This is a genomic window from Methylobacterium sp. CM6246 (genome assembly GCF_054818005.1).
Map to the genome: position 1 here is coordinate 1 of NZ_JBTXKY010000003.1, position 23,239 is coordinate 23,239.

At 63.4% G+C, this 23,239-nt stretch carries 22 protein-coding genes and 3 pseudogenes; 8 read left to right on the forward strand and 17 right to left on the reverse strand.

What is annotated here, in order from left to right; genetic code table 11:
- The first annotated feature begins 315 nt into the window (after positions 1-315).
- Both ACYQPG_RS30110 and ACYQPG_RS30115 read left to right on the forward strand, forming a co-directional pair.
- Positions 316-555 (forward strand): AbrB/MazE/SpoVT family DNA-binding domain-containing protein, encoded by a 240-nt coding sequence (locus tag ACYQPG_RS30110; RefSeq protein WP_461232617.1) that lies wholly within the window; start codon positions 316-318, stop codon positions 553-555.
- Positions 548-937 carry a type II toxin-antitoxin system VapC family toxin gene (locus ACYQPG_RS30115; protein WP_461232618.1) on the forward strand — a complete coding sequence of 130 codons (390 nt, stop codon included), beginning with the start codon at positions 548-550 and terminating at the stop codon, positions 935-937. Before ACYQPG_RS30110 ends, ACYQPG_RS30115 begins: the two co-directional genes overlap by 8 nt.
- A 1,051-nt stretch (positions 938-1,988) precedes the next feature.
- Here the strand turns inward: ACYQPG_RS30115 and ACYQPG_RS30120 are convergent.
- The 6 genes from ACYQPG_RS30120 to ACYQPG_RS30145 all read right to left on the reverse strand — a co-directional run bounded on the left by ACYQPG_RS30120 (position 1,989) and on the right by ACYQPG_RS30145 (position 10,239).
- Positions 1,989-3,068, reverse strand: coding sequence for an IS630 family transposase (locus ACYQPG_RS30120; protein WP_461230113.1), 1,080 nt, complete (start codon positions 3,066-3,068; stop codon positions 1,989-1,991).
- Positions 3,069-4,017: 949 nt separating this feature from the next.
- Positions 4,018-5,235 carry a tyrosine-type recombinase/integrase gene (locus ACYQPG_RS30125; protein WP_461232619.1) on the reverse strand — a complete coding sequence of 406 codons (1,218 nt, stop codon included), beginning with the start codon at positions 5,233-5,235 and terminating at the stop codon, positions 4,018-4,020.
- A gap of 867 nt (positions 5,236-6,102) precedes the next feature.
- Positions 6,103-6,987: a GIY-YIG nuclease family protein gene (locus ACYQPG_RS30130; protein ID WP_461232620.1), complete on the reverse strand. Its 885-nt coding sequence runs from the start codon at positions 6,985-6,987 to the stop codon at positions 6,103-6,105.
- Positions 6,984-9,155, reverse strand: coding sequence for an AAA family ATPase (locus ACYQPG_RS30135; RefSeq protein WP_461232621.1), 2,172 nt, complete (start codon positions 9,153-9,155; stop codon positions 6,984-6,986). The genes ACYQPG_RS30130 and ACYQPG_RS30135 overlap by 4 nt, the downstream gene beginning before the upstream one ends.
- Positions 9,152-9,718, reverse strand: coding sequence for a hypothetical protein (locus ACYQPG_RS30140; protein WP_461232622.1), 567 nt, complete (start codon positions 9,716-9,718; stop codon positions 9,152-9,154). Before ACYQPG_RS30140 ends, ACYQPG_RS30135 begins: the two co-directional genes overlap by 4 nt.
- On the reverse strand, positions 9,715-10,239 hold the full coding sequence (locus tag ACYQPG_RS30145) for a hypothetical protein (RefSeq protein WP_461232623.1): 525 nt from the start codon (positions 10,237-10,239) through the stop codon (positions 9,715-9,717). Before ACYQPG_RS30145 ends, ACYQPG_RS30140 begins: the two co-directional genes overlap by 4 nt.
- A gap of 155 nt (positions 10,240-10,394) precedes the next feature.
- Here ACYQPG_RS30145 and ACYQPG_RS30150 point away from each other — a divergent pair, with 155 nt between their 5' ends.
- Entirely contained in the window at positions 10,395-10,697 is a 303-nt protein-coding gene (locus ACYQPG_RS30150) for a helix-turn-helix transcriptional regulator (protein ID WP_461232624.1), read from the forward strand.
- Positions 10,698-10,904: 207 nt separating this feature from the next.
- On the opposite strand, the gene ACYQPG_RS30155 is transcribed toward ACYQPG_RS30150, so the two are convergent.
- Positions 10,905-11,420, reverse strand: coding sequence for a metallophosphoesterase family protein (locus ACYQPG_RS30155; RefSeq protein WP_461232625.1), 516 nt, complete (start codon positions 11,418-11,420; stop codon positions 10,905-10,907).
- 289 nt (positions 11,421-11,709) lie between these two features.
- Here ACYQPG_RS30155 and ACYQPG_RS30160 point away from each other — a divergent pair, with 289 nt between their 5' ends.
- A complete protein-coding gene (locus ACYQPG_RS30160) occupies positions 11,710-11,937 on the forward strand; it encodes a helix-turn-helix domain-containing protein (protein WP_461232626.1) in 228 nt (75 codons plus the stop codon).
- A gap of 83 nt (positions 11,938-12,020) precedes the next feature.
- Here ACYQPG_RS30160 and ACYQPG_RS30165 read toward each other — a convergent pair.
- From ACYQPG_RS30165 to ACYQPG_RS30175, 3 genes and pseudogenes are all read right to left on the reverse strand, one after another.
- Positions 12,021-12,742, reverse strand: a pseudogene (locus ACYQPG_RS30165) (transposase); the annotation flags it as partial.
- An 82-nt stretch (positions 12,743-12,824) separates the two neighbouring features.
- Positions 12,825-13,622 (reverse strand): transposase, encoded by a 798-nt coding sequence (locus ACYQPG_RS30170; RefSeq protein WP_461232627.1) that lies wholly within the window; start codon positions 13,620-13,622, stop codon positions 12,825-12,827.
- Positions 13,619-14,182 carry an ISL3 family transposase gene (locus ACYQPG_RS30175; RefSeq protein WP_461232628.1) on the reverse strand — a complete coding sequence of 188 codons (564 nt, stop codon included), beginning with the start codon at positions 14,180-14,182 and terminating at the stop codon, positions 13,619-13,621. The genes ACYQPG_RS30170 and ACYQPG_RS30175 overlap by 4 nt, the downstream gene beginning before the upstream one ends.
- 508 nt (positions 14,183-14,690) lie before the next feature.
- Here ACYQPG_RS30175 and ACYQPG_RS30180 point away from each other — a divergent pair.
- Positions 14,691-14,891, forward strand: a complete 201-nt coding sequence (locus ACYQPG_RS30180; protein WP_461232564.1) for a hypothetical protein — start codon at positions 14,691-14,693, stop codon at positions 14,889-14,891.
- A 104-nt stretch (positions 14,892-14,995) separates the two neighbouring features.
- On the opposite strand, the pseudogene ACYQPG_RS30185 reads toward ACYQPG_RS30180, so the two are convergent.
- The 6 genes and pseudogenes from ACYQPG_RS30185 to ACYQPG_RS30210 form a co-directional block, all read right to left on the reverse strand.
- Positions 14,996-15,930, reverse strand: a pseudogene (locus ACYQPG_RS30185) (alpha/beta hydrolase).
- Between the two features lie 480 nt (positions 15,931-16,410).
- Entirely contained in the window at positions 16,411-16,767 is a 357-nt protein-coding gene (locus ACYQPG_RS30190; protein WP_461232629.1) for a hypothetical protein, read from the reverse strand.
- Positions 16,760-16,915: a hypothetical protein gene (locus ACYQPG_RS30195; RefSeq protein WP_461232630.1), complete on the reverse strand. Its 156-nt coding sequence runs from the start codon at positions 16,913-16,915 to the stop codon at positions 16,760-16,762. The genes ACYQPG_RS30190 and ACYQPG_RS30195 overlap by 8 nt, the downstream gene beginning before the upstream one ends.
- A gap of 104 nt (positions 16,916-17,019) precedes the next feature.
- Positions 17,020-17,277 (reverse strand): hypothetical protein, encoded by a 258-nt coding sequence (locus ACYQPG_RS30200; RefSeq protein WP_461232631.1) that lies wholly within the window; start codon positions 17,275-17,277, stop codon positions 17,020-17,022.
- Between the two features lie 51 nt (positions 17,278-17,328).
- Positions 17,329-17,646, reverse strand: coding sequence for a hypothetical protein (locus ACYQPG_RS30205; RefSeq protein ID WP_461232632.1), 318 nt, complete (start codon positions 17,644-17,646; stop codon positions 17,329-17,331).
- Positions 17,647-18,148: 502 nt separating this feature from the next.
- Positions 18,149-18,903, reverse strand: a protein-coding gene (locus ACYQPG_RS30210) for an IS5 family transposase (RefSeq protein WP_461230406.1) whose coding sequence is annotated in 2 segments (ribosomal slippage) — positions 18,149-18,573 and positions 18,573-18,903 — 756 coding nt in all. Because the reading frame shifts where the segments join, the coding sequence is not laid out codon by codon here.
- An 836-nt stretch (positions 18,904-19,739) separates the two neighbouring features.
- Between ACYQPG_RS30210 and ACYQPG_RS30215 the strand changes: the two genes are divergently transcribed.
- A complete protein-coding gene (locus ACYQPG_RS30215; RefSeq protein WP_461232633.1) occupies positions 19,740-19,880 on the forward strand; it encodes a hypothetical protein in 141 nt (46 codons plus the stop codon).
- A gap of 579 nt (positions 19,881-20,459) precedes the next feature.
- Positions 20,460-21,413: pseudogene (locus ACYQPG_RS30220) on the forward strand (IS481 family transposase).
- On the opposite strand, the gene ACYQPG_RS30225 reads toward ACYQPG_RS30220, so the two are convergent.
- Positions 21,410-21,634, reverse strand: coding sequence for a hypothetical protein (locus ACYQPG_RS30225; protein WP_461232634.1), 225 nt, complete (start codon positions 21,632-21,634; stop codon positions 21,410-21,412). The pseudogene ACYQPG_RS30220 and the gene ACYQPG_RS30225 sit on opposite strands and share 4 nt — an antisense overlap.
- Before the next feature lie 1,050 nt (positions 21,635-22,684).
- Here ACYQPG_RS30225 and ACYQPG_RS30230 point away from each other — a divergent pair.
- On the forward strand, positions 22,685-23,206 hold the full coding sequence (locus tag ACYQPG_RS30230; RefSeq protein ID WP_461232635.1) for a Ros/MucR family transcriptional regulator: 522 nt from the start codon (positions 22,685-22,687) through the stop codon (positions 23,204-23,206).
- Positions 23,207-23,239: the final 33 nt, after the last annotated feature.

The window sequence follows — 23,239 nt, forward strand, 5'->3', positions numbered from 1 at the left end:
GGGGAGGGCGCTGGGGTCGGCATCAGGACCGAGCGCCAGATCGGGGGCGTCAAGCTTCATGGGCCGACCTTAGGCACGCGGATCCTAACCGTCTACGAATTTGCTACGATAAGTGTCATTATCGGTGGCAATCTGGGGAACGCGAGCCAACCGCCAGGAATCCTGTTTTTTGGGTCCATTTCGTGGAGTGAAGCCGGTCCTCTCCCTATGGACCCGATGGGGAGAACTCCTGTAGTGATCCTCGCTTGGAAATTTGGGAGATCGGTGATGCCACAACCGCGACAGCGCCTAGTCCAGGTTGCCGAGAACGGACGCATGAACCTGCCCGCGGACGTTCGCCGCGCCTTGGGCCTCAGCGGACCTGGGCGCGTGATCCTCACACAGGATGAGAACGGAGTTTTGCTCACCACGGCCGATCATGCCCTGAAACGGATCCGCGCCCTAGCGGCGCCGTTCAAGGTGGACGGCCGATCCGTCGTCGACGAGCTCCTTGCCGATCGACGGGAAGAGGCGTCGCGCGACGGCGGGACGGACATGGGTGCTGGCCGTGACTGAGATCGTGCTCGATGCCTCGGCTGTCCTGGCCGTCATATTCGACGAAGCGGGCGCCGAACGCGTCGCGAGCCATCTTCCCGGGGCCATGATCTCGACCGTCAACGTGGCCGAGGTGATGACCAAGCTGTTCGATCTGGGGATGCCGCAGGCGACCGTCGAGGACATCTTCGCGGGCTTGCAGCTAACGATTCTACCCTTCGATCTTGAGCAGGCCGCCGAAGCTGCCCATCTTCGCATCCACACCCGGGAGGCCGGCCTATCCCTCGGTGATCGTGCGTGTCTCGCGACCGCAAAACGCCAGGGTGCCCCAGCACTCACCTCGGACAAAGCGTGGAAAGGATTGAAGAGGGCGGTCGGCGTAAAGATCGAGCTAATCCGGTGACCATCAGGCGCAACAAAACGAATTCGCTACATAGCAGAGCTGATACGCTTTCGATACCGGTCGCGTATCGATATGGCGTTCAGAACGCCCGCGAATTTGGAGGCGTGGATTCAGGAAGAATCTGCGTCGAGGGCGGCACGGAAACAGGCGCGCACTGCCGCCGCGTCGTTGCTCATCCGTCAGCAACCTGTTTTAAGCATTGCAGCCCACGCTGCCTCTATGGCCGAAAGATCCGCCCGATCTTTTGCGGAGGTCCTCCCTTTGCCCCGAGTCGAACAGCATTTCAGAGATTTCACTGTCTTTTGTAGCGACGGTTCGTCTGCGTTCCAGCGAATAGAGGCTGCAATCGCACAGGCCGCCTCGACCGTGCGGTTGCGCCCGCTGCGGGCATCGCGTCGCACCATGAGTTCGAGGATGCGGCTTGCCCTACCGTGCGGCCTCCGCTTCAAGACGCAAACAGCATGTGGGCGTCAACATCAGGAAATCGAAGGAACGAAGTTACGTTCGGCACGTCATTGCTTCATGCGGCCAAGCTGACGATCTCACACGATTACTCACACATTAATTAAGCATTCCCACTTCTGTCTACGTATTTATCTAAGTATTATAACGTGGGATCCGCCATAAACGATTGGGCCGAATTCCGTTTCCTCACCACTCCGAACGAATTTTGAGCGATTTCGAAGCGATGCTGCTCCATAGGCCAATCGTATGAACCAATGCATCATCTCGATCGCTCGAGCAGTCCAGTGCGCTGCCCGCACTAGATCGAGAGGAATGTGTCCACATGCGCATGGCAGGACCCGATCTGCTAAATGCCGGGCGGATCAAAGACCTGAACACCCTATAAAAATTCACTGGAATTTTTCGGCCGAAGCGTGACGACGGATGTACCTAGTCGGGGACGGCGGGACAATTCGAGGTTTCGCGCCACATCAAGATTGACCGTCGCATGCGCGGCGGGGATTTCGTGGTACGTCCGAGGCCGATCCATGTGATTTGGTGCTGTTCTGAGGTGATCTCTACATGCTTCGGCCGGATGGCAATAGCGCTAGTGGTGCGAGTCTAACACTTGGTGCCCGCGCTTCGCGGCCTGGATGATGCGATCCGGGTCGGCGGTCCAGACGAAGGGCTTCGGGTCGCCGTTGCTCTCGGCGATGAAGCGTTTGATGGCGGCCTGCACCTCGATCAGCGATCCGAACACGCCGCGTCGGAGCCGGCGTTTTGCGAGCTTGGCGAAGAAGCCCTCGACGGCATTGAGCCACGAGGCTGAGGTCGGGGTGAAGTGGAAGGTCCAGCGCGGGTGGCGGCCGAGCCAAGCACGGACCTTCTGGTGCTTGTGGACGGCATAGTTGTCCAGGATCGCGTGGACGATCTTGCCCTCCGGAACCGCCGCTTCGACCGCGTTGAGGAAGCGGATGAACTCCTGATGTCGGTGGCGCTGCATGCAGCGGCCGATCACCTTGCCCTCCAGCACGTCCAGAGCGGCAAACAGGGTCGTCGTCCCGTGGCGCTTGTAGTCGTGGGTGCGCGTCGTCGGGTAGCCCGGCTTCATCGGCAACGGGGCCTGCGTGCGGGCGAGCGCCTGGATCTGGCTCTTCTCGTCGACCGAGAGGACGACGGCATGAGCGGGCGGATCGACGTAGAGCCCGACGACGTCGCCCAATTTGGCGGCGAAGGCTGGGTCGGTGGAGAGCTTGAACTGCCGGACCCGATGCGGCTGTAGGCCGTGCCCCCGCCAGATCCGCTGCACCGACGAGACGCTGATGGCCGCGGCCTTGCTCATGGCGGCGGCCGTCCAATGCGTGGTCTCGCCGGGCGGATCTCCTTGCGTCAGAGCCACTACGCGCGCCGCCACCTCCGGCCCCAGCGGCGGGATGCGCGCCGGCCGCGTCTTGTCCCGAAGGAGTCCGTCGACGCCCTCCTGCGCGAAGCGGTCCTGCCAGCGCCAGACCACCGTCTTGGACACGCCTGCCTCACGCATGATCGCGTGCGTCCCGAGTCCATTGGCACTCAGCAGCGCGATGCGGGCGCGCCAGACGTGCTTCTGCGACGTGTTTCGATCCGCAACGAGTGCTTCGAGCCGAAGGCGATCCGAGGTTGAGAGCGTGAAAGATATACCACTGCGCATCCCGCTAGACTCGCAGGATGGGCCTCAAACCGAAACCCCACACGGACTCAACCGTCAGGGCTCAACCACTAGTTGGAGTTCCAAGCCTCTGCAGACTATGACTTATTCTCCGATTGTCGGGATATTCGCAAGTGATTGCGTGGCAGATCTACCTGCTCCCCCGGATATGCGGGTATACCAGGACCGCCTCCAATCAAGTCGGCAATCCCGATCATCTCGAAAACGTAGGCAGCCATAGGGGTTTGGCCGCCGAAAGTGGAGTCTGGCCAAACGCATTACGCTTTGCTGCCCATACGCGCGGCGGGGCAGATAGCGGGGCATCGGAGCAGCATTTCGATTGGACGAGCCACCGAGCGCGAGTCACAAAGCCCCCATTACCAGCCCCCCGTCCGTACTTCGGCAGCGCACCGGTGGGAGGAGGGTCGGCAGTGGAACGACGAGTAAGTGTTAATCGGGATCCAGTCACAGCTCCGTCGGGCCTGCCGTTGCATGCTGGACTACCGCGCTGTCTCTCCCGTCGCGATGGTTCCAGGATGCCGCGGCGAACTTTCCGACCAGTTCTCGGGTTGGCGCGCCAACGGCTATCCGATCTCGAGCGCGCTGAGCCACTCTCCGACGCGTCCAGGGGTAGGCGAGGCCAGCGACGTCCAAAAGATCGAATGCCGCGCTCAAGGTAGGCGCGCATGGAAGGCCCAGGGCGCGGACGTCGGCTATGGCCGGCGCCGCGGTCCGTCATAACCCCTCCGCCCAGGCTGTTCAGTGCCGGCTAGGGTTTGTGCGCCGAACGAGCGAGCCTCTTCCGAATGCGTGAAGGGCCGGGCGGTGCCGACTGCAACCCACGGCCCCTCACCCGTTTGTTGCAAAGCCAACAATGAGGGAAAGGCGGCCACGTCTAGCGCGACCGCCCTTCCCTCCTCGTCGCGCGCCTGCAGCTTCGGCCGCAGCGCCCTCAGCAGCGTGCCGTCGACTCCGTCAGGTACGACAACTCCGCGAGCATCTTCGCTTGCTCCCTAATGCGTTCGGCGATGACGGCCTCCATCGCGGTCCTGACCGCGCGGAGATCGAGTTTCGTGTAGCGTAGCGTCATCCGGATATCTTTGTGTCCGAGGAGACGCTGGACCTCAATTAGGCTTTGGTTGACTGCATAGAGCCAAGTATCCGCGGTATGTCTATGGCAATGTATGCTATAGCCATCGACGATGCCTGCCCGACGGAACGCATCTCGCGAGACGAGCTTGTACATTTCCCGTCCCAACGGATACCTTCGTCCCGCCTGGCGCTTCTCGCCGCGCACCTCGCGAGTTATCTTTGCCGCGACGGTGAACACACGGGTCTTGTGGTGGCCTATTAGAGGCCTGAGCAGGCCTTCGATCTCGCGGGTGATCGGCACGGCGTGCTTGAAGCCGCCCTTTATAGTCACGTTGATCTCACGCTTTTCCCAGTCGACCTCGCTCCATGCGAGATTGACGAGATTGTCCAGTCTCAAGGCGCTCGCGCGGGCGAACCTATCGATCGCATAGAAGTCGGGGTGGTATTTCAACAAAACCTCATCCAGCGCATCACTCTGCCTGAAGGTCAACCACAGGGTTCGAACGTTGTCCTCTTTCAGTTTGTATTGCTTCCAATCCGGCTCAAAGGGTAGAATACACTTATGAATACTTTTCGCAAACCCTAACATACATCTTAGTCTATAGAGAAATCCGGAGTTTATGGATCTATTTTTTAGAGGATCATCGTCGCCTATCCTCTTACCCCGACTCAACTCCCTCGCCTGCAATAGCAGGTTTCGGACCGTCATGTTGTCGATGTCGGTCAATTTCGTTTTGGCGCCGATGAACTCTACGATGCGAACGGCCTCGAGACCTATCCGATAAGCGGTCCTGAAACCCATGAGCTTCAGATGCGCGTGGTAGTTTGGCAGCAGTTCGCCCAACGTGTATATCGGAGAGCGCGTTTGTGCCTCCATCCGCATGCGCGCTTCGTTCTCCATCTCGATGCGCTCTTCGACCTGTTTTCGGAAGATAGCACGCTTCCCGGCCTCGTAGCGTTCCGCCTTGGCACGATTGGTCGTACCGGTAGTGCCAGTATTGCGTATCCCATGCACCTCGTCAATGAATTGAAACGGCCCCGCCGGCACTCCTTTTCTTAATTTCTGATATACGCTCATTGGTTTCACCATCATTAGAGTTGATTACGCTGATAGGTCGCGGTTCATATCCCGCACCGATGACTAAAATCGCTATATTAATCTTTAATAGTATTTAATAAATATCTGAATATGGCGGTATATTATTTACGATCGCCTCTACGATTTCGCAAATTCGTTTGTCATCGTTGTTTGCGACGGGTTCTCCGCCGAAAATCGTCGCTCATAGAGATTTCCAGTTGGCTGCGCTTTGACATGAAGCAAGCGAGATCTTCAGCCGTGAAAATCCGTCTCTTTTTAATCTTACCAAATCCGAGTTGAATATATCTTACCTCTCTTCGTTTGACGTGCTTGGACAATGTCTTGGTCGACATTTCGAGTATGCGTGCCGCTTCGCTAAGACTGACGCTCGTTCGGCCCGCAAACCGCAGAACGATCGCACTAAAAACTTCGATGCGGAGTCCATCCTAGGGGCCAACCATAGAATTCTCCCATTAGTCTCGATTTTCAATTAAGGCGCTATTGACTTTGAAGAAACTTAACTTTTGTTTGTGCCGACTATGAATATGGTATTCGAGTGCAAAACGATGGGATACTGCTTCCGATCGTTCCTTCGTCCCGATGTCCATTCCTTTATGTTCAGATCCGGTCGTCGCGATTTCGTCAGCTGGAAACGACCGGCGTCCATGTCAGGCGGGCCGATGCCGCTGCGCCGCCTCTCACGAATGCACCTAGGCTGCGATTGCTTTGTCAGTTAGTCACCAGATCTCATACTCTGCTTTTGCTTATTCGTCTTTTCATTGTGGTCATCTGCAGATCGGATCTTCGATCCAGGTCGCGTCTTGATTGTCAAATTACGAGCGCTCCTCCGCTTCTTAGCACTCAAGGCTAGGGCTCAACGGGCACCCACGTGAGTGAGGCGGAGGCGGCTGCTCCGCCGGCAACGAACGCGGTGGCTTCCCGCGCGCTCGCAAAGGTGATGAAGGTGGTGACAAGGAGCAGCCGCGGATCGGCGTGAGCGACCAGAACGCCGCCGGCGAGAAGCTCCGCCTTTTTATCGCAAAGCCATTTCGCTCCGCCGCGCGTCGCGGCGATGATGGTCGAGTGCGGCAGCAGAACGGTCTCGCGGGCGAGCATGCTGGCCATGGCGCGGGCTCCGGCATAAGCCATCTCGTGTGTCGACCACGTCATTCCCTGCGGGTCGACCCCGCGAGGCAAGGTCGAGTTCCGCGCTGCGATCGGCACCCTCACCGGCATCACGTCGGCCATGAGGCCCGGTATCGCGAAACCGGCCAGCATTCTCATGTCCTCGAGGATCCCGTCGGCCGCGACCGTGTCGTAGACGCTGGCCGTAGCTCTCTCCGGGTCGTGGCCGACGAGCCTGCCGATCCGTCCCGCGAACAACAGTTCGTCGACGAGGCGTCGCTGCAGGCACAGGCGCACCGTGTCGGACATCACACGGGGCCCGGACCAGCAAAGAACCTCATAGACCCAGTCCAGCCTTGGATCTGAAGCGTGGGACGCGAGCCGCTCACGCATCATCCCACCTTCACCCACCAGAGCACGGGCCTTACCGGAGGGATCGTCGCCCACGCCGATGAGGCAGTAGACGCCCGGGGCCAGCACGTCAGCGAGTTCCAGTAGCTCGTCGAAGCGCCAGACCGGGGCGGCATGCATAGCAATGGCCGACCCGTGGAGTTCGAGAGTAAGGATCCCGTCGCCCGGCGTCCCGCGCAGCAACGCCCGCAATACCCTCGGCAGGCGGGCCGTCACGACGAAACTCCCAAAGCCGGATCCGCTTCGCAGCATAAACCTGGATCGTCCGTGCGATGATGTTCCGTCGGCGGCGTGCGGTCCGATCCCTGCAGCACCCTCGATGCCACCCGCACCTTCTCGACGATCGTGAGAATGTCCCGACCCGTTAGGTAGCCAGAGTGCTCGAGCGAGGCGGCGACGGCTTCGACCGAAGCCCAGTTTCCCTCCAACAGGGTCCGGGCGCAGACTTCGGCCGCTTGCAAACGTTTCGAGACAGCGTCGAGCAGACCGCGCATCGTCACGAGATCGCCCTCGTAGGGCTCGATCCAGATGAGGCCGATCAGTCCGACGCCGTACCGGAGTTCGAGGTCTCGAGCCAGCGTGGTCGCTTTGGCCAGATCGGAGGCGCCGCCGATAGAAGCCGCCCCGAGACCGATCCTCTCGGCGAGTCGCCCGGCTAGAAGGACGGATATGAACGCCTCGACGCGATCCGGGGTCGCATCGCCGGCGAGATCGGCCTCTATGACCGCCTCGCCCCCGTCGTCGTGAATGCTGACGTCGACGATCGGGCCGAGACCGAGTTCGAGATGCGCGACGATGTGGCCAGCTTCGTGAAGAGCGATGCGGCGGCGGACTTCGGGCGTCAGCCGACGTCGGCCTGCCAGGATCTCGGCGAGGACGTCGTCGAAGACCATCCCGCGACCGGCCCTTCGGGCGGCTCCCCGGGCGCGGCGCACCCAGGCTTCGACGTCTGCCCCGGTGCGACCGCGTGCGGCGAGCGCGAGCGGCATAAGCGACGTTTCGGGTGGCAGGTCGCCTGCTACGTACTGCCGGAAGATCGCGCAGAGGCTCGTCGTATCGGGCGGCTCGATCGCGATCTCACGATCGAGACGACCGGCACGCCTGATGGCGGCGTCGATCCGATCCGGGTAGTTCGTCGCTCCAATGATGACGACTCCCTCAAGAGCCTCGACCCCGGAGAGAAGTTCGAGGACGAGATTGACGATCTGAGTCCAGTACGGGACGTACTCGCCGCAGAGCTGGGATCGATCCGAGATGCCGTCGAGTTCGTCGATGAAGAGAACGCACGGCGCACGCGATCTGGCCTCGGCAAACACTTCGCGGATGCGTTTGAGCGTGCCGGAGAGATGATCCATCGCATGCCAGTCGGCGACCGAGGTCGCGACGAGCGGCAGCGAACACTCCTTGGCGACGGCCCGCGCGAAGAAGCTCTTGCCCACGCCGGGCGGCCCTGTAACAAGTATTCGGACATCGAGATCGCGCCACTTCAACGTTTCGGCGCGGTACATGCGGATATCGTGAGCCAGTGCGAGCCCCCACTCGCGTGCCGCGCCGTAGCCATGAAGGTCCCGGAGCGAAGGCCCGTCGTGGACGTGTTCGGTCTTCTCGGCCAGCACCCGCGCGACCGCATCGAGCGCATCGTCGGCGGTGGCCGCACCGCGCAGGGCGATCGCAAGGTCGCCGACCTCAATCGTGCGGACGCGGGCATCGTCGAGCTCGCGCGTTGGGCGGCTGCCGACGACGGCTTCGATGACGAGCGCCAGGGCGCGCGAGTCGAAGCGTGGAAGAGCGAGCCTTGCATCCGCGGCACGGAGGAGATCGCGCGGGAGGTCCCGCTTCGGGTCGGGAGCGACCCCGATGAAGGGTACGTTGGCTTGAAGGGCGGCGCCGACGACGTCGTTGCCGACTTCGTTCGTGTGTTGCTTGCTCGTGCCGTCGCGGACCATCAGCGCCGCCCGTTTGTGCCAAAGGTACGGAGGGGTGTCTCGGCTAGGCTCCAGCCCGACCCTCTCACGGCCGAAGACGCACAGCTGCACGACCTTGCGAACGAGATCGACGACTTCGCCGGCGTGAGTCGCGATCGTCACCACCGGTGCGTCCTTTCTCAGGCGGCGCAGCAGGCCGGGTTCGGATCCAATGGCGCGAGCGACGAGCACGGCCACGGAAGCGAGATCGGCACGGATCGGAATGCTCTCGACCTTGGATGCTCCTTCCGCCGCGCGACGGAGCTCTTCGGCGGGCTCATCGCCATCGGATGCATTGGGTCGGCGCCGGACCTCCCGGCTAATCGTTCCGCGTTCGGTCTGTTTCAGGGTACGGAGGAAGGCGCATGCGAGCGCATCCGTCTTCGAGGCATTCCCCGGCTTGATTTGGGCGGACCTCATCGGGGGCTCCCATCGGACAGGGTGGTGGAGATCGCGGCGACCGCGACGAGGACGGTCAGCACACCGGCGTCGAGGTCCGGTCGATGGAGGGAGCGGGTCGGGATCCGGCCGAGGCGGCGGGCGCTCCCGTACGAGGCGATCCGCCGGCCGATCTCGGCCGACATGGCTCGCCGCGCGGTTGGCTGAAGCACGCCCATCCAGAAGAGCAGATGGACCCGTTCGGCGAACGCGTAGGACGGCATTTTACCGAGACGCAGAACAGCGGGTCTCCAGTCCGCAGTTGATACCGTGGCGAATGCCGAGGCGCCGTCGAGATCGCGACCTGTCAGTAGGACGACGGCGGGGCCGATCGGGAAACCGGCTTCGGCGATCCTCTCCCGGCACCAGATCGGTGCCGAGGCGACCGAGAGACCGGGCTCTCCTGCGAACTCGAGATGCAGGCAGAAATCGTGAGGCGCGCAGCCCACGATCGCGCCGGCAAGGTCGCCCGTGATGCCGACGGGGCCACGGCACTGCGCCGTTGCGAAATCGTCCGGTCGTCGGAAGGGGAGGATGTTCGTCATGGCGAGGCCGGCTTGATGGAGCCGGTTCCGATCGCGGTCCCCTGGCGATCGATCGCGCGCTTGAGGCCGCGCTCGGTGACGAGGACGACGCGCTGTCCGAGCCTGGCTGCGCCACATCTAATCGCGAGCAAACCTCTCTTCAGGGGCCGCTTCCGCCAGATGCGGCGTGTCCCAGCCAGGATAATCACGCTGCTGCCGTCGTCGCGGATCGCAAAAGCGTGGGCGAGGCCTTCGACTTCCATCCGTCGGTAGGACGGCATGCAGGCGAGGCCGCCGGACATCACGGTCTGGACGTCGGCGCGCCCTACGAGGGCGATCTCCAGGAGGCTTTCGAGGCGGGCGCGGCTCGCAGCGAGTCGAATGCGACGGCATTCGGCATCGCTGTGCCGCAGCTCGGGACCAGTAGGAATGGGCATGGCGCAAGGATTCCCGGACCGCCGAAGGATCGGCGGACGATCGAAGGTGTGATCAGGGGTTCCGTCGCGTCCGATGCGGATTTTCGCATCGGTTTCGCGCGTCATCTTCGACCCGAGTCGAAGGAGCGGCCACGAAGGAGTGGCGGAAACCTCGATCCTACGACTTGCGGGCCGTCGAAGGATCGGGCGTACTGGTAGCGACGCCTTTCGCAGTTCGCGTTCCGGCTACGTCGTCCAGTGATTCGTAGGCTGCGCCAGAAGTGAAACGAAGTCAAGCAATAAAGCTCTCGCTAATCGTCCCGGCACAGATCCGGGCCGCCAGAGCGATGCTGGGTTGGACCCAGGAAGAGCTGGCCGCGCGCTCCGGCATCTCCAAGCGTTCAATTCTGTCGCTCGAGATCGAGGAGACCATCCCGAAGGAGGAAACCAAGACCCGGGTCGTCCGCAGCCTCGAGGCGGCTGGCATCGAGTTCAGGAGGACCAGCGACTACAGGCCGTCCGTAGCGCTCGGATCGCCGCCGGACTCTGCCGGTCTGCAGACCGTCCGGGATGTGAAAGAGTGAGGCTTCGCGGTCGATTGGATGGGAAGCGAGGATGCCGTCGATCGTCCGACCGCCCAGATGGAAATCCCGGATGCTCAGGCCGCGGAATGTGCGTAGTCGGCGGCGCCACCCTGTCGGCGGTCATCGTGGAGCATCCCGACGCGCATCGCCCCCGACTCCTTCAACCTGCCGGGGATCGACCGAATGGGACGGCGAAGTGCCCGTCCTTCAATCGTCGGCGGGCGTCGACGATATGCGCTGCAGGACGTCCTCAAATGCGGCCGGTCCGAAATTCCAGCAATCCACGCCGACGTCGCAGGATCCCGGTATCCGGGGTAGTTCACCGTGACTGTGTCCGTAGAGCGATAGCGTTCCGGAAGCCGAGCGGCGCCATTCGCGAAGCGCGTAATGAAACAGGATCAGCGATCGCCCCTGCATCGAGACTTCGGCGTAGCGTTGGATCGATGCCCATGGAAGATCCAGCGTGGCTCCTCGGTCGTGGGTGCCGAGCACGAGGTGGATCGCACGGCCTCGAAGGCGTCCGAAGATTTCCGCCCGGCGGTTTGGACCGCACCGATGCGCGAAGTCCCCGAGGTGCCAGACTTCGTCCGACGGGCCGACGACGGCGTTCCACCGGTCGATCATCGCCTCGTCCATTTCGACGATGTCGGCGAAAGGGCGCCGGCAGAATCGTATGATGTTGGCGTGGCCAAAATGATGATCGGCGGTGAAGAAGATGGTCATGCCTGCATCTGCCCGGCGGCGGGGTCTTCATCCCGCTTCGTCCGCGCTTCGGCAGGCCACCCGGTATCAGATCGGACCATCTCGGCTTCGCTGTGCAACGGAGCGTTCGCCCTTGGAACCGTCGGATGATCCGTATGGTCCAAAGGCGGGTGACCGGGCAGTCCTCGACGCAGTCGCCTCACCAGAACATGCATCACGGTCTCTACGATCGCCGCCGATCTTCAGATCGGCAGCCGAATGATACTTAAAAAGTGTCGCCTTAAAAGATGCAGCGTGCGCTGATCAACGGGTGAAACGCACCCACAAGGGCCCGCTGCGCGATGTTCTCGCCAAAAACTTGCGTAGACGCCGGCATGAGCTCGACCTCAGTCAGGATGCGCTCGCCCATGAAAGCGGGATCCATCGTACCTATGTCGGTGGTGTCGAGCGTTCGGAGAGGAACGTTTCGATCGACAATATCGGTCGTTTGGCGGCGGCTCTCGATATGGAAGCTTGGCGTCTTCTCAAAGACGAATGACCACTAGGAGCCCGTCCGAGTAACGAGTTCACGAGGTGGGATAAGCGTCGAAGTCTGGGCAGATGTGTGCGTCGGCTTTGGGCTCAGTGCCCGGCCTTCGCCAGTTTGAGGAGGTTTTGGGCGGTGCAGATCATCCCCCATTGGCCCTGGACCTGATCGAGGCCGCGGAGCAGGAACTGTCGGAAGCCCCGGGCCTGCTCGATCTGCCCGAACACGGGCTCGACCACTTGCTTCCTGAGCGATAGCGGCTGCGGCGGCCAGCCCGCTTCAGGCGCACAGCCATCGGCTCATCAACGGCATCTTCGTCAGCCTCCGGCGGCCGGCCGCGTCCGCCTCGCCATGACGCGCCCGACCCGGAGCCAGGTAGGCGGTGATCCGCCGCTCCTGCAGCGCGACGAGGTTCGCCTCGTTCGCAAAGCCGGAATCGCCGGAGAGCTCTCGCGGCTTGCGCCCGAGATAAGCGTGGACGTCGTCCACGAGCGGCACGAGGGCGCGGGAGTCGGCCGAGTTGGTCACGAGGCGGTGCGCGACGATCACCTGATGCGCGGCATCGACGGCGATCTGGCCGTTGTAGCCCTGCACGAACCCGTCGCGGGTGGGCAGGATGCGGCTGTCGGGGTCGGTCAAGTTACCCTGTGCCCGGTCGGGCGGACCGCCGTCCTCACCGCGCAGAGGCCGCCCCTGCCAGCGCATGCCCCGGTCCGCTCTCGTCCTCGGGGTAGGGCGGGTCGACCGCTTCCGCCTCCAGCGCAGCCTTGGCGGCACGGATCGTCTCCAGCCGTCGCTGCTTTTCGGCCATCCATTCTGTGGATCGGCTTCGAAGTATGGTTCTTCCGCACTTTCGGTGCCGAAGGTTTGGCATCCGCTCAAGCTTTGCCGATCCCGGCTCATGCAGCATGCAGGACGCGTTGGCGCAGGAGATCGAAACCGGCGCGACCGTACATGCTCCGCTTGATCAGCTTGAGGCGGTTGACCTGCCCCTCGACGGGGCCGTTGCTCCAGGGCTCGACGATAGCGGCGCGCACGGCTGGCTCGTCCTGCCGGAGCCCGGTGACGAAGCCGCCAAGATCGGTCGCGGCTGCAGCTTCCAGCCAGGGCGTCAGTCCGGTGGGATCGTTCTGGCGCAGGAGCTCGGCGAAGGCGCGTATATCCTCGGCGGCCTGCTTCAGCTTCGGCGCGGCGCTGCAGAGCGCTTCGGTGAAGGCGAGATCCTCCCGAGACAGCGAGGTCGGGTCGGCGGTGAGCCAACGGGTGATGCGGCGCGTCGAGGGGACCCGGGCGGAGGGCGATCTCGCAGGCGCATCCTGCCTCCGTCGTGAGGCCCAGCGCCGGACGATGTCGTAGCTGCCAATGAAGCCCTGCGCGTGCAACGCGCGGTGGAGGACGGTGGCGCTGTGCTGGCCCTCCCGCCAGCGTGCCTCGACGAAGGGGAGATAGCGATCGAGCAGGCTCGAACCCGGTGCGCGGCGGTAGGGCATGAACCGGCCCGCCCGCACCCAGCGGCGCACGGCGTTGCGGGATGCGCCGAGACGGCGAGCGATCTCTTTGGTCTGCAGACCTTCGCCGTGGAGGCACAGGGCCGCCTCGCAGCGGTCGCGTCGCCAGCTGCTCACGTTCGTTGGCGCTGTCTTCGTCTTCGCCAAATCAGGGGAGCCGGCGGGGTCGTGCACGGCGCGGTGCGTCACGCCTCGGATCTCGGACTGGTGCCGCTCGACGACGCCGCGCAGGGCCTCGGAAGCGTTGACGAGCAGTGCCAGCGATCCGCGACCTGCGTCGCCGTCGGTGCTCCCGTGCGCGCGGCCTCGGCGTAGGGTCCCGAACGGTCACGGCTGACGACGGTCACGCTCGGATGGGCGGTGAGCCAGTCCCGCACCGGTGCCGACGGGCGGCCGGGCAACAGATCGATGACGCGCCGCCGCTCCAAGTCGCACACGATGGTGCCGTAGGACCGGCCGCGCCGCCACGCCCAATCGTCGATGCCGATGACCCGCGGCGGCGGAGACGGTATGGTCCCGCGACGACGGATCAGGCGCAGGACGGTGTCGCCGCTGACAGGCATGGCTAGCCGCCGCGACAACCTTGCGCCGGCCTCACCACCCAGCACCATGCCGATGTCGGTCTGCGCCGCGGCCAACCGGTCGCTGCGGCGCGCCTTGCGCGTACCCAACCCTGGCACGCGTTCGGCAAAGATCCGCCCCCGGCAATGGCCGCAGCGGAAGCGGCGCACCTGCACCCGCAACGTCACCGATGAGTCCCGCCAGGGCAGGTCGTCGAACGCCCGTCAACACCTGCTGTGCACCCGCGACGAAGCACGCCCGCAGCCCCGACAGCAGGCTTGGGTTGCCGTGGTTCGGGCGGTGATCAGCAACCCGGACGTGTCCAGCGTCAGGCCATCGAAGTGCATGCCGTCCGGGACCGACGGCAACGACGGGTTCGAGATCGGCATAGCGCTGCCCTCGGGCCACCACGTGAACCAACGCCCGAATCATTCCGCAGAACCGAAATTGCGGATGAACCAACCTTTCACGCTTTTTCACACCCCAGGCGAGTCAAGGACCATACGGGATCGATGCCGACGGCAAAGGCCCGACCGGGTTCAACAGGTCGCATCGCTGCGTTGTCGGGGCATGTTGGGGGGCATTGAGGTGAGAGATGGAACCACCTGAAGCGGTGCTGGTTGACCAGCAGATTGGATTTGTTCTAATTCGTAAGTGACAGCGGTCCCGGACCGCCAGCAGATACAGGAGCCATCGATGGCCAGCGCCACGTGCCAGAGCTGCAAGTTCTTTGACGATCACCATGGCAACGGCGCCCAGGTGCAGGCTGATGCCGGTTTGTGCCGCTTCAACCCGCCGGTCACTCAGCCGACGCCAGAGTCGAAGGGCTTGTGGCCAGTCGTGGCCACCGAGGATTGGTGTGGCCATTTCACGACCGAGATGACCGCGGCCGAGTAAGCTCGGACCCAATCAGATCGTCAGGGCCAGCCTTCGGGCTGGCCTTTTTTGTTTGGGCGACCGTCGTCGTCGGGATCAAGCCGATCCGGTTCCCGATTGAAGCTTTAGCCCAAAGCACCGTTAGCTTTCAGCCACGCTTCGTACCAGTTAGGCCACGCCGCACTCGCTGTGTCGGGGCGACCCATGCCGAACCCATGTCCGCCGTCCGCCACGACGTGCAGATCCACCGGCACCCCCGCGCGCTCGCACGCCGCCGCCATCATCCGGCTGTTCGCCGCGTTGGAAACCTGATCGTCTTCCGCTTGCACAAGGAAGACCGGCGGACAGTGCGATCGAACATGATCCTCGACCGACCACTCCGCGCTCGCCGCTGGACCGGGATGACGTCCGACGAGTTGCACTCGCGTCGAGGTGTGGTCGTAGGGCTGTTCCAGCGTGATGACCGGATAGATCAGTGCCACTTCGGCCGGGCGGGCCGAGAGCGCGTCCGCGGCATCGATCGGTGCGTACGACGCGAAGGCGGAGCGTGTAGCAGCGAGACCCACGAGATGACCGCCAGCCGAGAAGCCGAGCCCGCCCAGGCGGTCTGGGTTGATCCCGTAGCGCCGTGCCCCCGCTCGGATCACGCGCAAGGCACGCTGGGCATCTTGCAACGGGGCCAGCGGACCGTCGTTCCAGCCCTCACCCGGCAAACGATAGGTGAGCACGAAAGCGGTGATGCCGCGAGCGGCGAGCCATCGGGCGGCCGAACGGGCTTCCCGCTCGACCTCAATACTCTTGTACCCCCCGCCGCCGGCCACGAGCATCGCTGCACCGTTCGGCCGGTCGGAGACGAACACTTCCAAGCTCGGCACAGCGATGTTGCTGACGGCCCCGTGGTCATCGACCATCACCGGCCCCGAGGGACCACCCCCGCCGGTGGATTATTGGGCCAAAGAGGTACGATCGGCTGATCGCTCGGAGCTGCGTTGGCAAAGCTGGCGTTTGATCGGACTGCAAGCAGACCGGCTACGCCAACGAGGAAGATTCTTCGGCGCATATCCGCCACTCCCAGCAATCGAAACCGCGCGCCGCAACGAGCTATGGTGTGGAAGCGCACCTGAGACGATAAGCGGTGCCACTTATGCGCGGGCCACAACCTGTGGGCGGTTGTTCGCTGCACTGCAGGTGCATAAGTCGGTGTCGTGGGACGGCGATGGCGTCGCAGTCCTGCAGCCCTCCCAAGGGCGTTTCCTCCCAAGACTTCGGGCCGCTCCTTCGGGGGTAGCCTTTTTTCTGCCCAGGCACCTGCTAAAGCAGCGCTTCCCCCGCTGATGTGCCCGAGGCGTTCGCGACACCACACGGTGCTGTTGCGGGTGGACACGCAATGACGGGCGATGTGCAGGCCAGTTCCATACCTCGCCCTTGAAGCCTTGGCCGGGTGATCGCGTGCGGGTTGGCGCATGCGGGGGAACTGGAAACCGCGGGGCGCCAGCCCACGGCCTGTTATTGCGGTGGTACGTGATGATGTTGGTGCAGATCAGCGCCGCAGCACCTCGATCCAGCCCTTTACCGGATCGACCACGAAAGCCACGTACGCCGCCCAAGTCCGTGCCCAGCCGTGAACGGGCATATCAGTCTCGTCGGGCCGGGTGGCCATGAGCGCCGCCACATAGGCGTCTTCGTGCGGCTTGCACTCGTCCAAAGCATTCCGCTCTCGGCCTGCCCGGGTACCGCGTTCCGGCTGCCGATCGTAGGCTTCACGCACGCAGCTGTGCCAAGCCTTCTCCATGGCCGGTAGGTCGGCCGGCTCAGCCGCCAGGGCCGAGGCCGGTCCGATACCCGCGAGGGCGAGAACCAGGGCCAAGCCCTGGATCTGTGCCGCCCAGCTATTCACCGGACGAACCACCCGACATGACAAAAGCCATGTCGCCCATAGCCCTCTGCAACTCGTTGTGAGCTGCGCTGTCTGCCAGCACCAAGAGGCTGACTAGCATGAGCCCGACGAGGATAGAGCGGCGGATGGTGAGCGTGGGGATGATCATGGGAAGCGCCTCAAGGAGACGCTCGGACTCTAGCTGAGCCGTAAAGCGACGGCTGCCGCATCGGCGACACAGCGGCACAAAAAGCGAACACGCTGCCGTGCTGCCTAGGGGCGGTACCGTCCCTTCTCGCACCAAAATCGGGGCCGTGTGCCCGGCTGGCCACCAAACAATCCGGCAGCTGCGGTGCAGTTCTCATGGTTGTAGGCATCACCGTCTGCCGCATTGAAGGTCGCGACATGGATCCGCGCCCCGTCGTTGAGGACGGAGTTGCGGTACAGTGTGTAGGTGCTGGCGTCCTGCCCTTGGCAGGCGGCCAGCCCGCTGAACAGGGTGGCGATCGCTAGGAATGCCTTGAGGCGCATGCGATCAGCGGCCACCCGTTGCAGCGTTACCAGTTGCGTTCGGTCTCGAGGCTACTCGCAGACGCGCACGCGGCGGATGTGCTCGACGCCGTAGGGATCGATAAAGCCGCGGCGCTCGAAGTGGCAGACCGGGCCCACCTCTTCCTCAACGTAGACCGGGGCCGGCGCGCGGTAGACCGGGCGGCCGGGATAGTAGTACCCGTTGTTCGCTGAGGCGATCGCACTGCCAGCGACGACGCCGCCGAGCAGGCCGAGTGCAGCGGCACCACCGACGCCGATGCCGTCACGGGCTTGCGCAGCTGGCTGGGCGACGCACAGGGCAACGGTGGCCAGGGCGGCTGTGCCGACAGTCTTCAGATATCCACGCATCATCCGACCTTCACGATGTGCAGTCGGCTCCGCGCGCTGCTGCTGCGCGGAGCCGCATCCACCGGGGCCGCCCGGTGCGGCCGCCGGATCGACGGCCAGGGTCAGGGTGGACGTTGGTCGTTAACGAAGCCCTGCTGGAAGGTCTGCTCCACCAGGCGACAATCTCAAGGCGCGGACCGAGCCACCAGGGACATGGACTCGGTCCGCCTGCCGTTCGGCCTTGCATGTCCAACAAGGCCGCAGCGACACCGCATGATTACCGCTCGGCTCCTTTGGCCACCATCGGTAGCGACCGCCGCGCCCCTGTTAACGGACCTTCAACAATCTCGCGCCAGCCAAGCCTAACATCGGCGTCAACCAAGGTAGCTCTGGTGGCCGCCAAGGCCCGCGGTACCGTGCTGGGTTGCTACCGGGCCACGCGGTTACGGAAGCCGCAGGTGAGGCTGGCAGGCGCTCCAGGCATTCCGGGCAGGTGCCCGGCTGACAGACCTAGCGTCCGGACTCATAACCAGTAGCTGAGGGTGGCGGCGAGACAGACAGCGGCGAGGTAGTTGGTTGCCAGGCGGTCGTAGCGTGTGGCGATACGCCGGAAGTCCTTGAGGCGGCCGAACATGCGCTCGATGGCGTTGCGTCCGCGATAGAGCACGGGCGAGAAGCACGGTTTCCAGAGGCGATTGACCTTGGGCGGGATGTTGGGTGCGGCCCCCGTGGCCTCGATCTGCCGGCGGATGGCGTCGCTGTCGTAGCCCTTGTCGGCCAGCACGATGCGGCAGGCGGGCAGGCGTTCGAGCAGCAGCGCGCCGGCCTTGCAATCGGCGACCTGCCCGCCGGTCAGGAGGAAGGCGAGCGGGCGACAGAAGCGGTCCGTGAGCGCATGGATCTTGGTCGTGCGACCGCCCCGCGAGCGGCCGATCGCTTGGTTTTGCTCCCCCCTTTTCCTCCCGCCGCGCAGCGGTGCGCTTTCACGGCGGTGGAATCGATCAGCACCTGGGACGGCGGGCCGCCAGCCTGCGCGAGCGTCTCGAACAGCGCGACCCAGACGCCCTTGGCCGCCCAGCGCACGAAGCGGTTGTAGAGCGTCTTCTTCGGCCCGTAGACCTCGCGCGGTGCGTCCGTCCAGCGGCCGCCGGACTTCAGCACATGGACGATACCGCTGATCACCCGCCGGTCGTCCACGCGTTCCTTGCCGCGCGTATCGTTCGGCAAATGCGGTGCGATCTTCGCAAACTGCTCGTCCGTCAGCCAGAACTGATCCATCGGCCCCTCCCATGGGAGCCGTGAATCACACCCGAGCCGTCCGCGCCACCGTTATGGGTCCGGACGCTAATGCCCGTTCTGGACGAGTTACGCGCTGCTGGGACCACCAGCGTGGGCGGCACCGCGGTGGCGCTCAACGCCCTCGGGATCCCGGCGGCTCGGGATGGGGCGTAAGCGGCTACATTGGTGCGGCGGGTGGAAACCCGGGTCCCATAATTGCACTTACGCACTATAACCTCGCGCCTTGCGCGGGGGCCACGGAGCATGGAGCACCAATATGGCCGACAATGATCCCCGAACCGTGGCGGCTATCTTGGCTGACATCAACCGCCTGGGCAGGACCATCACTCTCTACCAAGAGGCCCACAGGATGGGTCATCCAGGAGCCGGAGAGCACTTCAGCACGAGGAAGATGCACGAGCAGCGTGCCGAGCTGCTCAAGGAGTTGGCGCAGCACGAGCCAGCAAGACCTCACCGGCTACAAGCCGTAGCTCAGGCGTAAACGCCACCGAACAGGCCTCCAAGCGCCTTCCGCGTAGCCACGTGAGCATCCCACCGATGGCCGCCCCCAAGGTGGTAGACCATGGGCCGTGCGACCGCCCGCAGCCGTCACAGCGGTCGCCGGCGCGCCCGAAGCGCACCAGGGCCGATAACTGCGGCCAGTCGATGGGATAGAAGAACCGTTGCTCGCGCCGGATCGGCATGGAATGGGATGGTCTAGTCAGTCTGCTCGTAAGCGCTTGCCCGCAAAGCCTTGTACATGGCCTCTAGCGTTAATACGTCGTTAACTACATACGTTAATACCTCCTTAAGATCTAATCTGTCGGGGGTATGCCATGCTGGATACAGTGTTCTGGATCGCAGTGTTCATCGCGATCGCGTGCGGTATCCTGATAATCGGCATGGCCCTCTATGACGAATGGTCAGAAGATGCCGGGTACGCCCAGGCTGAAACTGACGAGCTGCCGGCCGCATAACACGGCATGGGGTACTGCTTTTGCCGAAAACACCTGATGAGATGCGCCTGAAAATGATCCATCAAATTTGAGCATCCATATCCGAATGTAGCACTCGATGGTCGCGATATCCCAATACTAGAGTCGAAAACTGTATACAGCCTCTCGAACGGTCAAGTTTCGACCACATTTCGGGACTGCCTAGGCAGGGTAGCAACGGAGGGGTGCCTGTGACGATCCTAGACCCGACCACCGGCAAGCTTGTGACCATCGCAGTTCCGCAGCCGCGCCCGCAGATCGCTCCGCGCAGATGAACAGCGCCACGACGGATGCGATCGGTAGGCATGCTGGACAGGCAAGGCGAAAGCCATACCCAGTTCGGACGATACCACGCGGCCTGCTGCTGTTTGCTGTAGGCCCAAGCTCTGCCACGGACGGTAAACTGACCGCCGCCGAACTGATCGCCACGGCTCGCGCTGCTCGCGAAGCCTCCGAAAGCCCGCCGGATCGACCCTAGTTGTGAGCTTTCCATAGGTTGTCCATCCGATCCGAACCGAGGAAGCTGAGGTTGCGACGCTTCAGCCATCTCGGAGGGACCGGATGAACATCCATGAGAATGCGCGTTTGACGCCGTCGGGTCGAGAGCGGCTGGTAGGGTTGGCCAAGAGCGGCCTTGCGGCATGAACGGTGGCCGCGACGATGGGGGTGTGCGCCAAGACGGTGCGCAAATGGGTGGCCCGCTTCGAGGCCGAGGGGGCTGTCGGCCTGCAAGACCGCTCGTCGCGGCCTCACACCCTGCATCGGCCGACCCCGGCCGAGACGCAGGAGAGGATCGTGACGCTGCGTCGGCAGCGTCTGACCGGCCAGCAGATCGCCCGTGACCTGGTCGTCTCGCCGGCCACCGTCAGCCGGGTGCTGCGCCGGCACGGCCTGAGCCGCATCCGCGACCTCGAACCGCCCGTGCCCGTCCAGCGCTACGAACGCGAGCGGTACGGCGAGTTGATCCACATCGACATCAAGAAGCTCGGGCGCTTCGAGCGCGTGGGCCATCGCATCACCGGCGAGCGCACCGGCCAGGGCAAGAGCCGCGGCATCGGATGGGAGTATCTCCACCTAGCCGTCGACGACCATTCCCGGCTCGCCTATTCCGAGATCCACCCGGACGAGAAGCGAGGCTCCTGCCTCGCCTTCCTCTTCAGCGCCCTGCGCTTCTTCCGCCGCCACGGCATCGCGGTCGAGCGCGTGATGACCGACAACGGGTCGGCCTTCCGATCCAGGCGTTACGCCAAAGCCCTGCGATGGATCGGCATCGCCCACAAACGCACCCGGCCCTACACCCCGAAGACCAACGGCAAGGTCGAGCGCTTCGTCCAGACATCCTTGCGCGAATGGGCCTATGCCCGTGCCTACGACACCTCCGACCAGCGCGGAGAGGAACTCCCGGCCTTCCTCTTCCGCTACAACTGGCAGAGGCCCCACATGGGCATCAACCGCCAGACACCCATCAGCCGACTCGGTTTATCCGAGGACAACCTGTTGACGCTCCACACCTAGTCGCGCAGCGCCTTCCGTAATTCAGGCAAGGCTGCAATCCGAACCGCCATGCGCCGCGCCTCGCTGCGCGACATGCGGTCGGTGCCGACTTGCTGCTGGGCATAGTCCGCAAAGTAGACGTAGGCCACGGGGAAGCCGTTGGCGTCCTGGATGCAGTAAGCGTTTTCAAACTCGACGGCCTGCCACGGAGCCGGAAAATGGTGGGCGGGTGGCTCACTCACGCGACCGCCTGCCCCGGATCCGTACTCATTGGCGCCCCAGCGCCTCACGAAGCAAGGCTGCCCGGCGCTGCCGCATGCGCGCATTGTTGATCAACGTCACCACGGACGCGCTCAGGCCAACCAATGCAGCAGGCGTCAAAAGGAATGCCGCGGTGATCATTCTGCCCCAGACCCGCTGACTGCGCCGACTGCGGCGGCCCCTAGGGCGGCTGCCAGCGCGGCAAGGAAGGCGGCTTCGATCATCGTGTAAGCCCAGACGCAACTTGGCCGACAGCGGGCCCAGGCCCGTGCGTTACAGGTGTCAGCCTAAGAACAAGTGGTTGACGTATTGTTAACCATGATTGGATGGGAGGAGCCGCCAGAGTTCGACATCCGCTATGCCGCAAAGGTGGCGGTTCAGCACTTCGGCGCCCATTACGGCTACACGCCGCCGCCCGAAGCGACCCAGTAGCGAGGCTGCTGACTCGGGTGCGCGCACGTACCAGCGTCCAAATTCACCCGCTGGCGGCCTTCGGCGGCTTGGCAAGTGTCTGGATGGTCTAATTCAGACCTGGGCCGTCCTGGGCCTTCTCTCGTGATTTGAGGGCATATAGCAAATTCCATATCGAGGCGCCTAGAGCAGTTCAGCAACGGCGTGCTGTAGCTCACCCCGAGTTGGCGCGTGTGACTGCGAAGGTAGAGATAGACTGCCAGCCGCGCTCGCGTGGTTTCCGGGACACCCCCGAGCTGATCAGCCAATGTTTCCGGCTCGGCGTGGTAGAGCCGACTGAGCATATCGATCGGTACTAGGCAGTCGCCGTCGGAATCCTCGGCACTGACAGGTAAGGCTCGGTTCACGGCGGCACCTGTAACCAGTTCGTCGGTAGCATGCCGAGATCTTGGTCAACAAAGCCTCTCGCGCAAGCTATCTCACTCGCACGGCGTGAATTTTTGCCCCGGCATTTTCGATTGCAACTATGGCGCTCGCCAAGTTTGTGTATAAATTTGCGGAAACTTACAGAGTTCTGCCGCATTGGAATGAGATACACAAAATCTATAAATAGGTGCCGTATGAGCGATATAAGCGAAACTTCCGCGGCTGAAAGCGTCGATTTTATCGAGCTTACAACCGGCATCGTCTCGGCCTATGTGTCAAACAATCATGTACAAGGTTCGGAGCTTGCGTCTCTGATTGCGGCGACGCACGCCGCAATCACAGGGATCGGCCACGGCAACACCGCCGCTGCTCCGGCAGTCGAGAGGCTCACCCCAGGCCAAATCCGGAAGTCTATCACGCCGGACGCGCTGATCAGCTTCGAGGACGGCAAGCCGTACAAGACAATGCGCCGCCATCTGACGATCAGGCGCCTGACCCGGGAGGCCTACCGCGAAAAGTGGGGCCTACCGCACGACTACCCGATGACGGCACAATCTTACTCTGACCGGCGCTCCAAGATGGCCCTGGCTCTCGGCCTAGGCAATCAGCGGAAGAAGGCGATGCCCAAGGCTGCTGAGCCTGCCGAGACAGTCTCCGACAAGCCGAAGCACGCCGGGCGGGCGTGGAAGGCTACGGGGAATACTACCGAGCCGTAAGGCTCAGATGACCGCCTGCAAAGGGGGGAGACG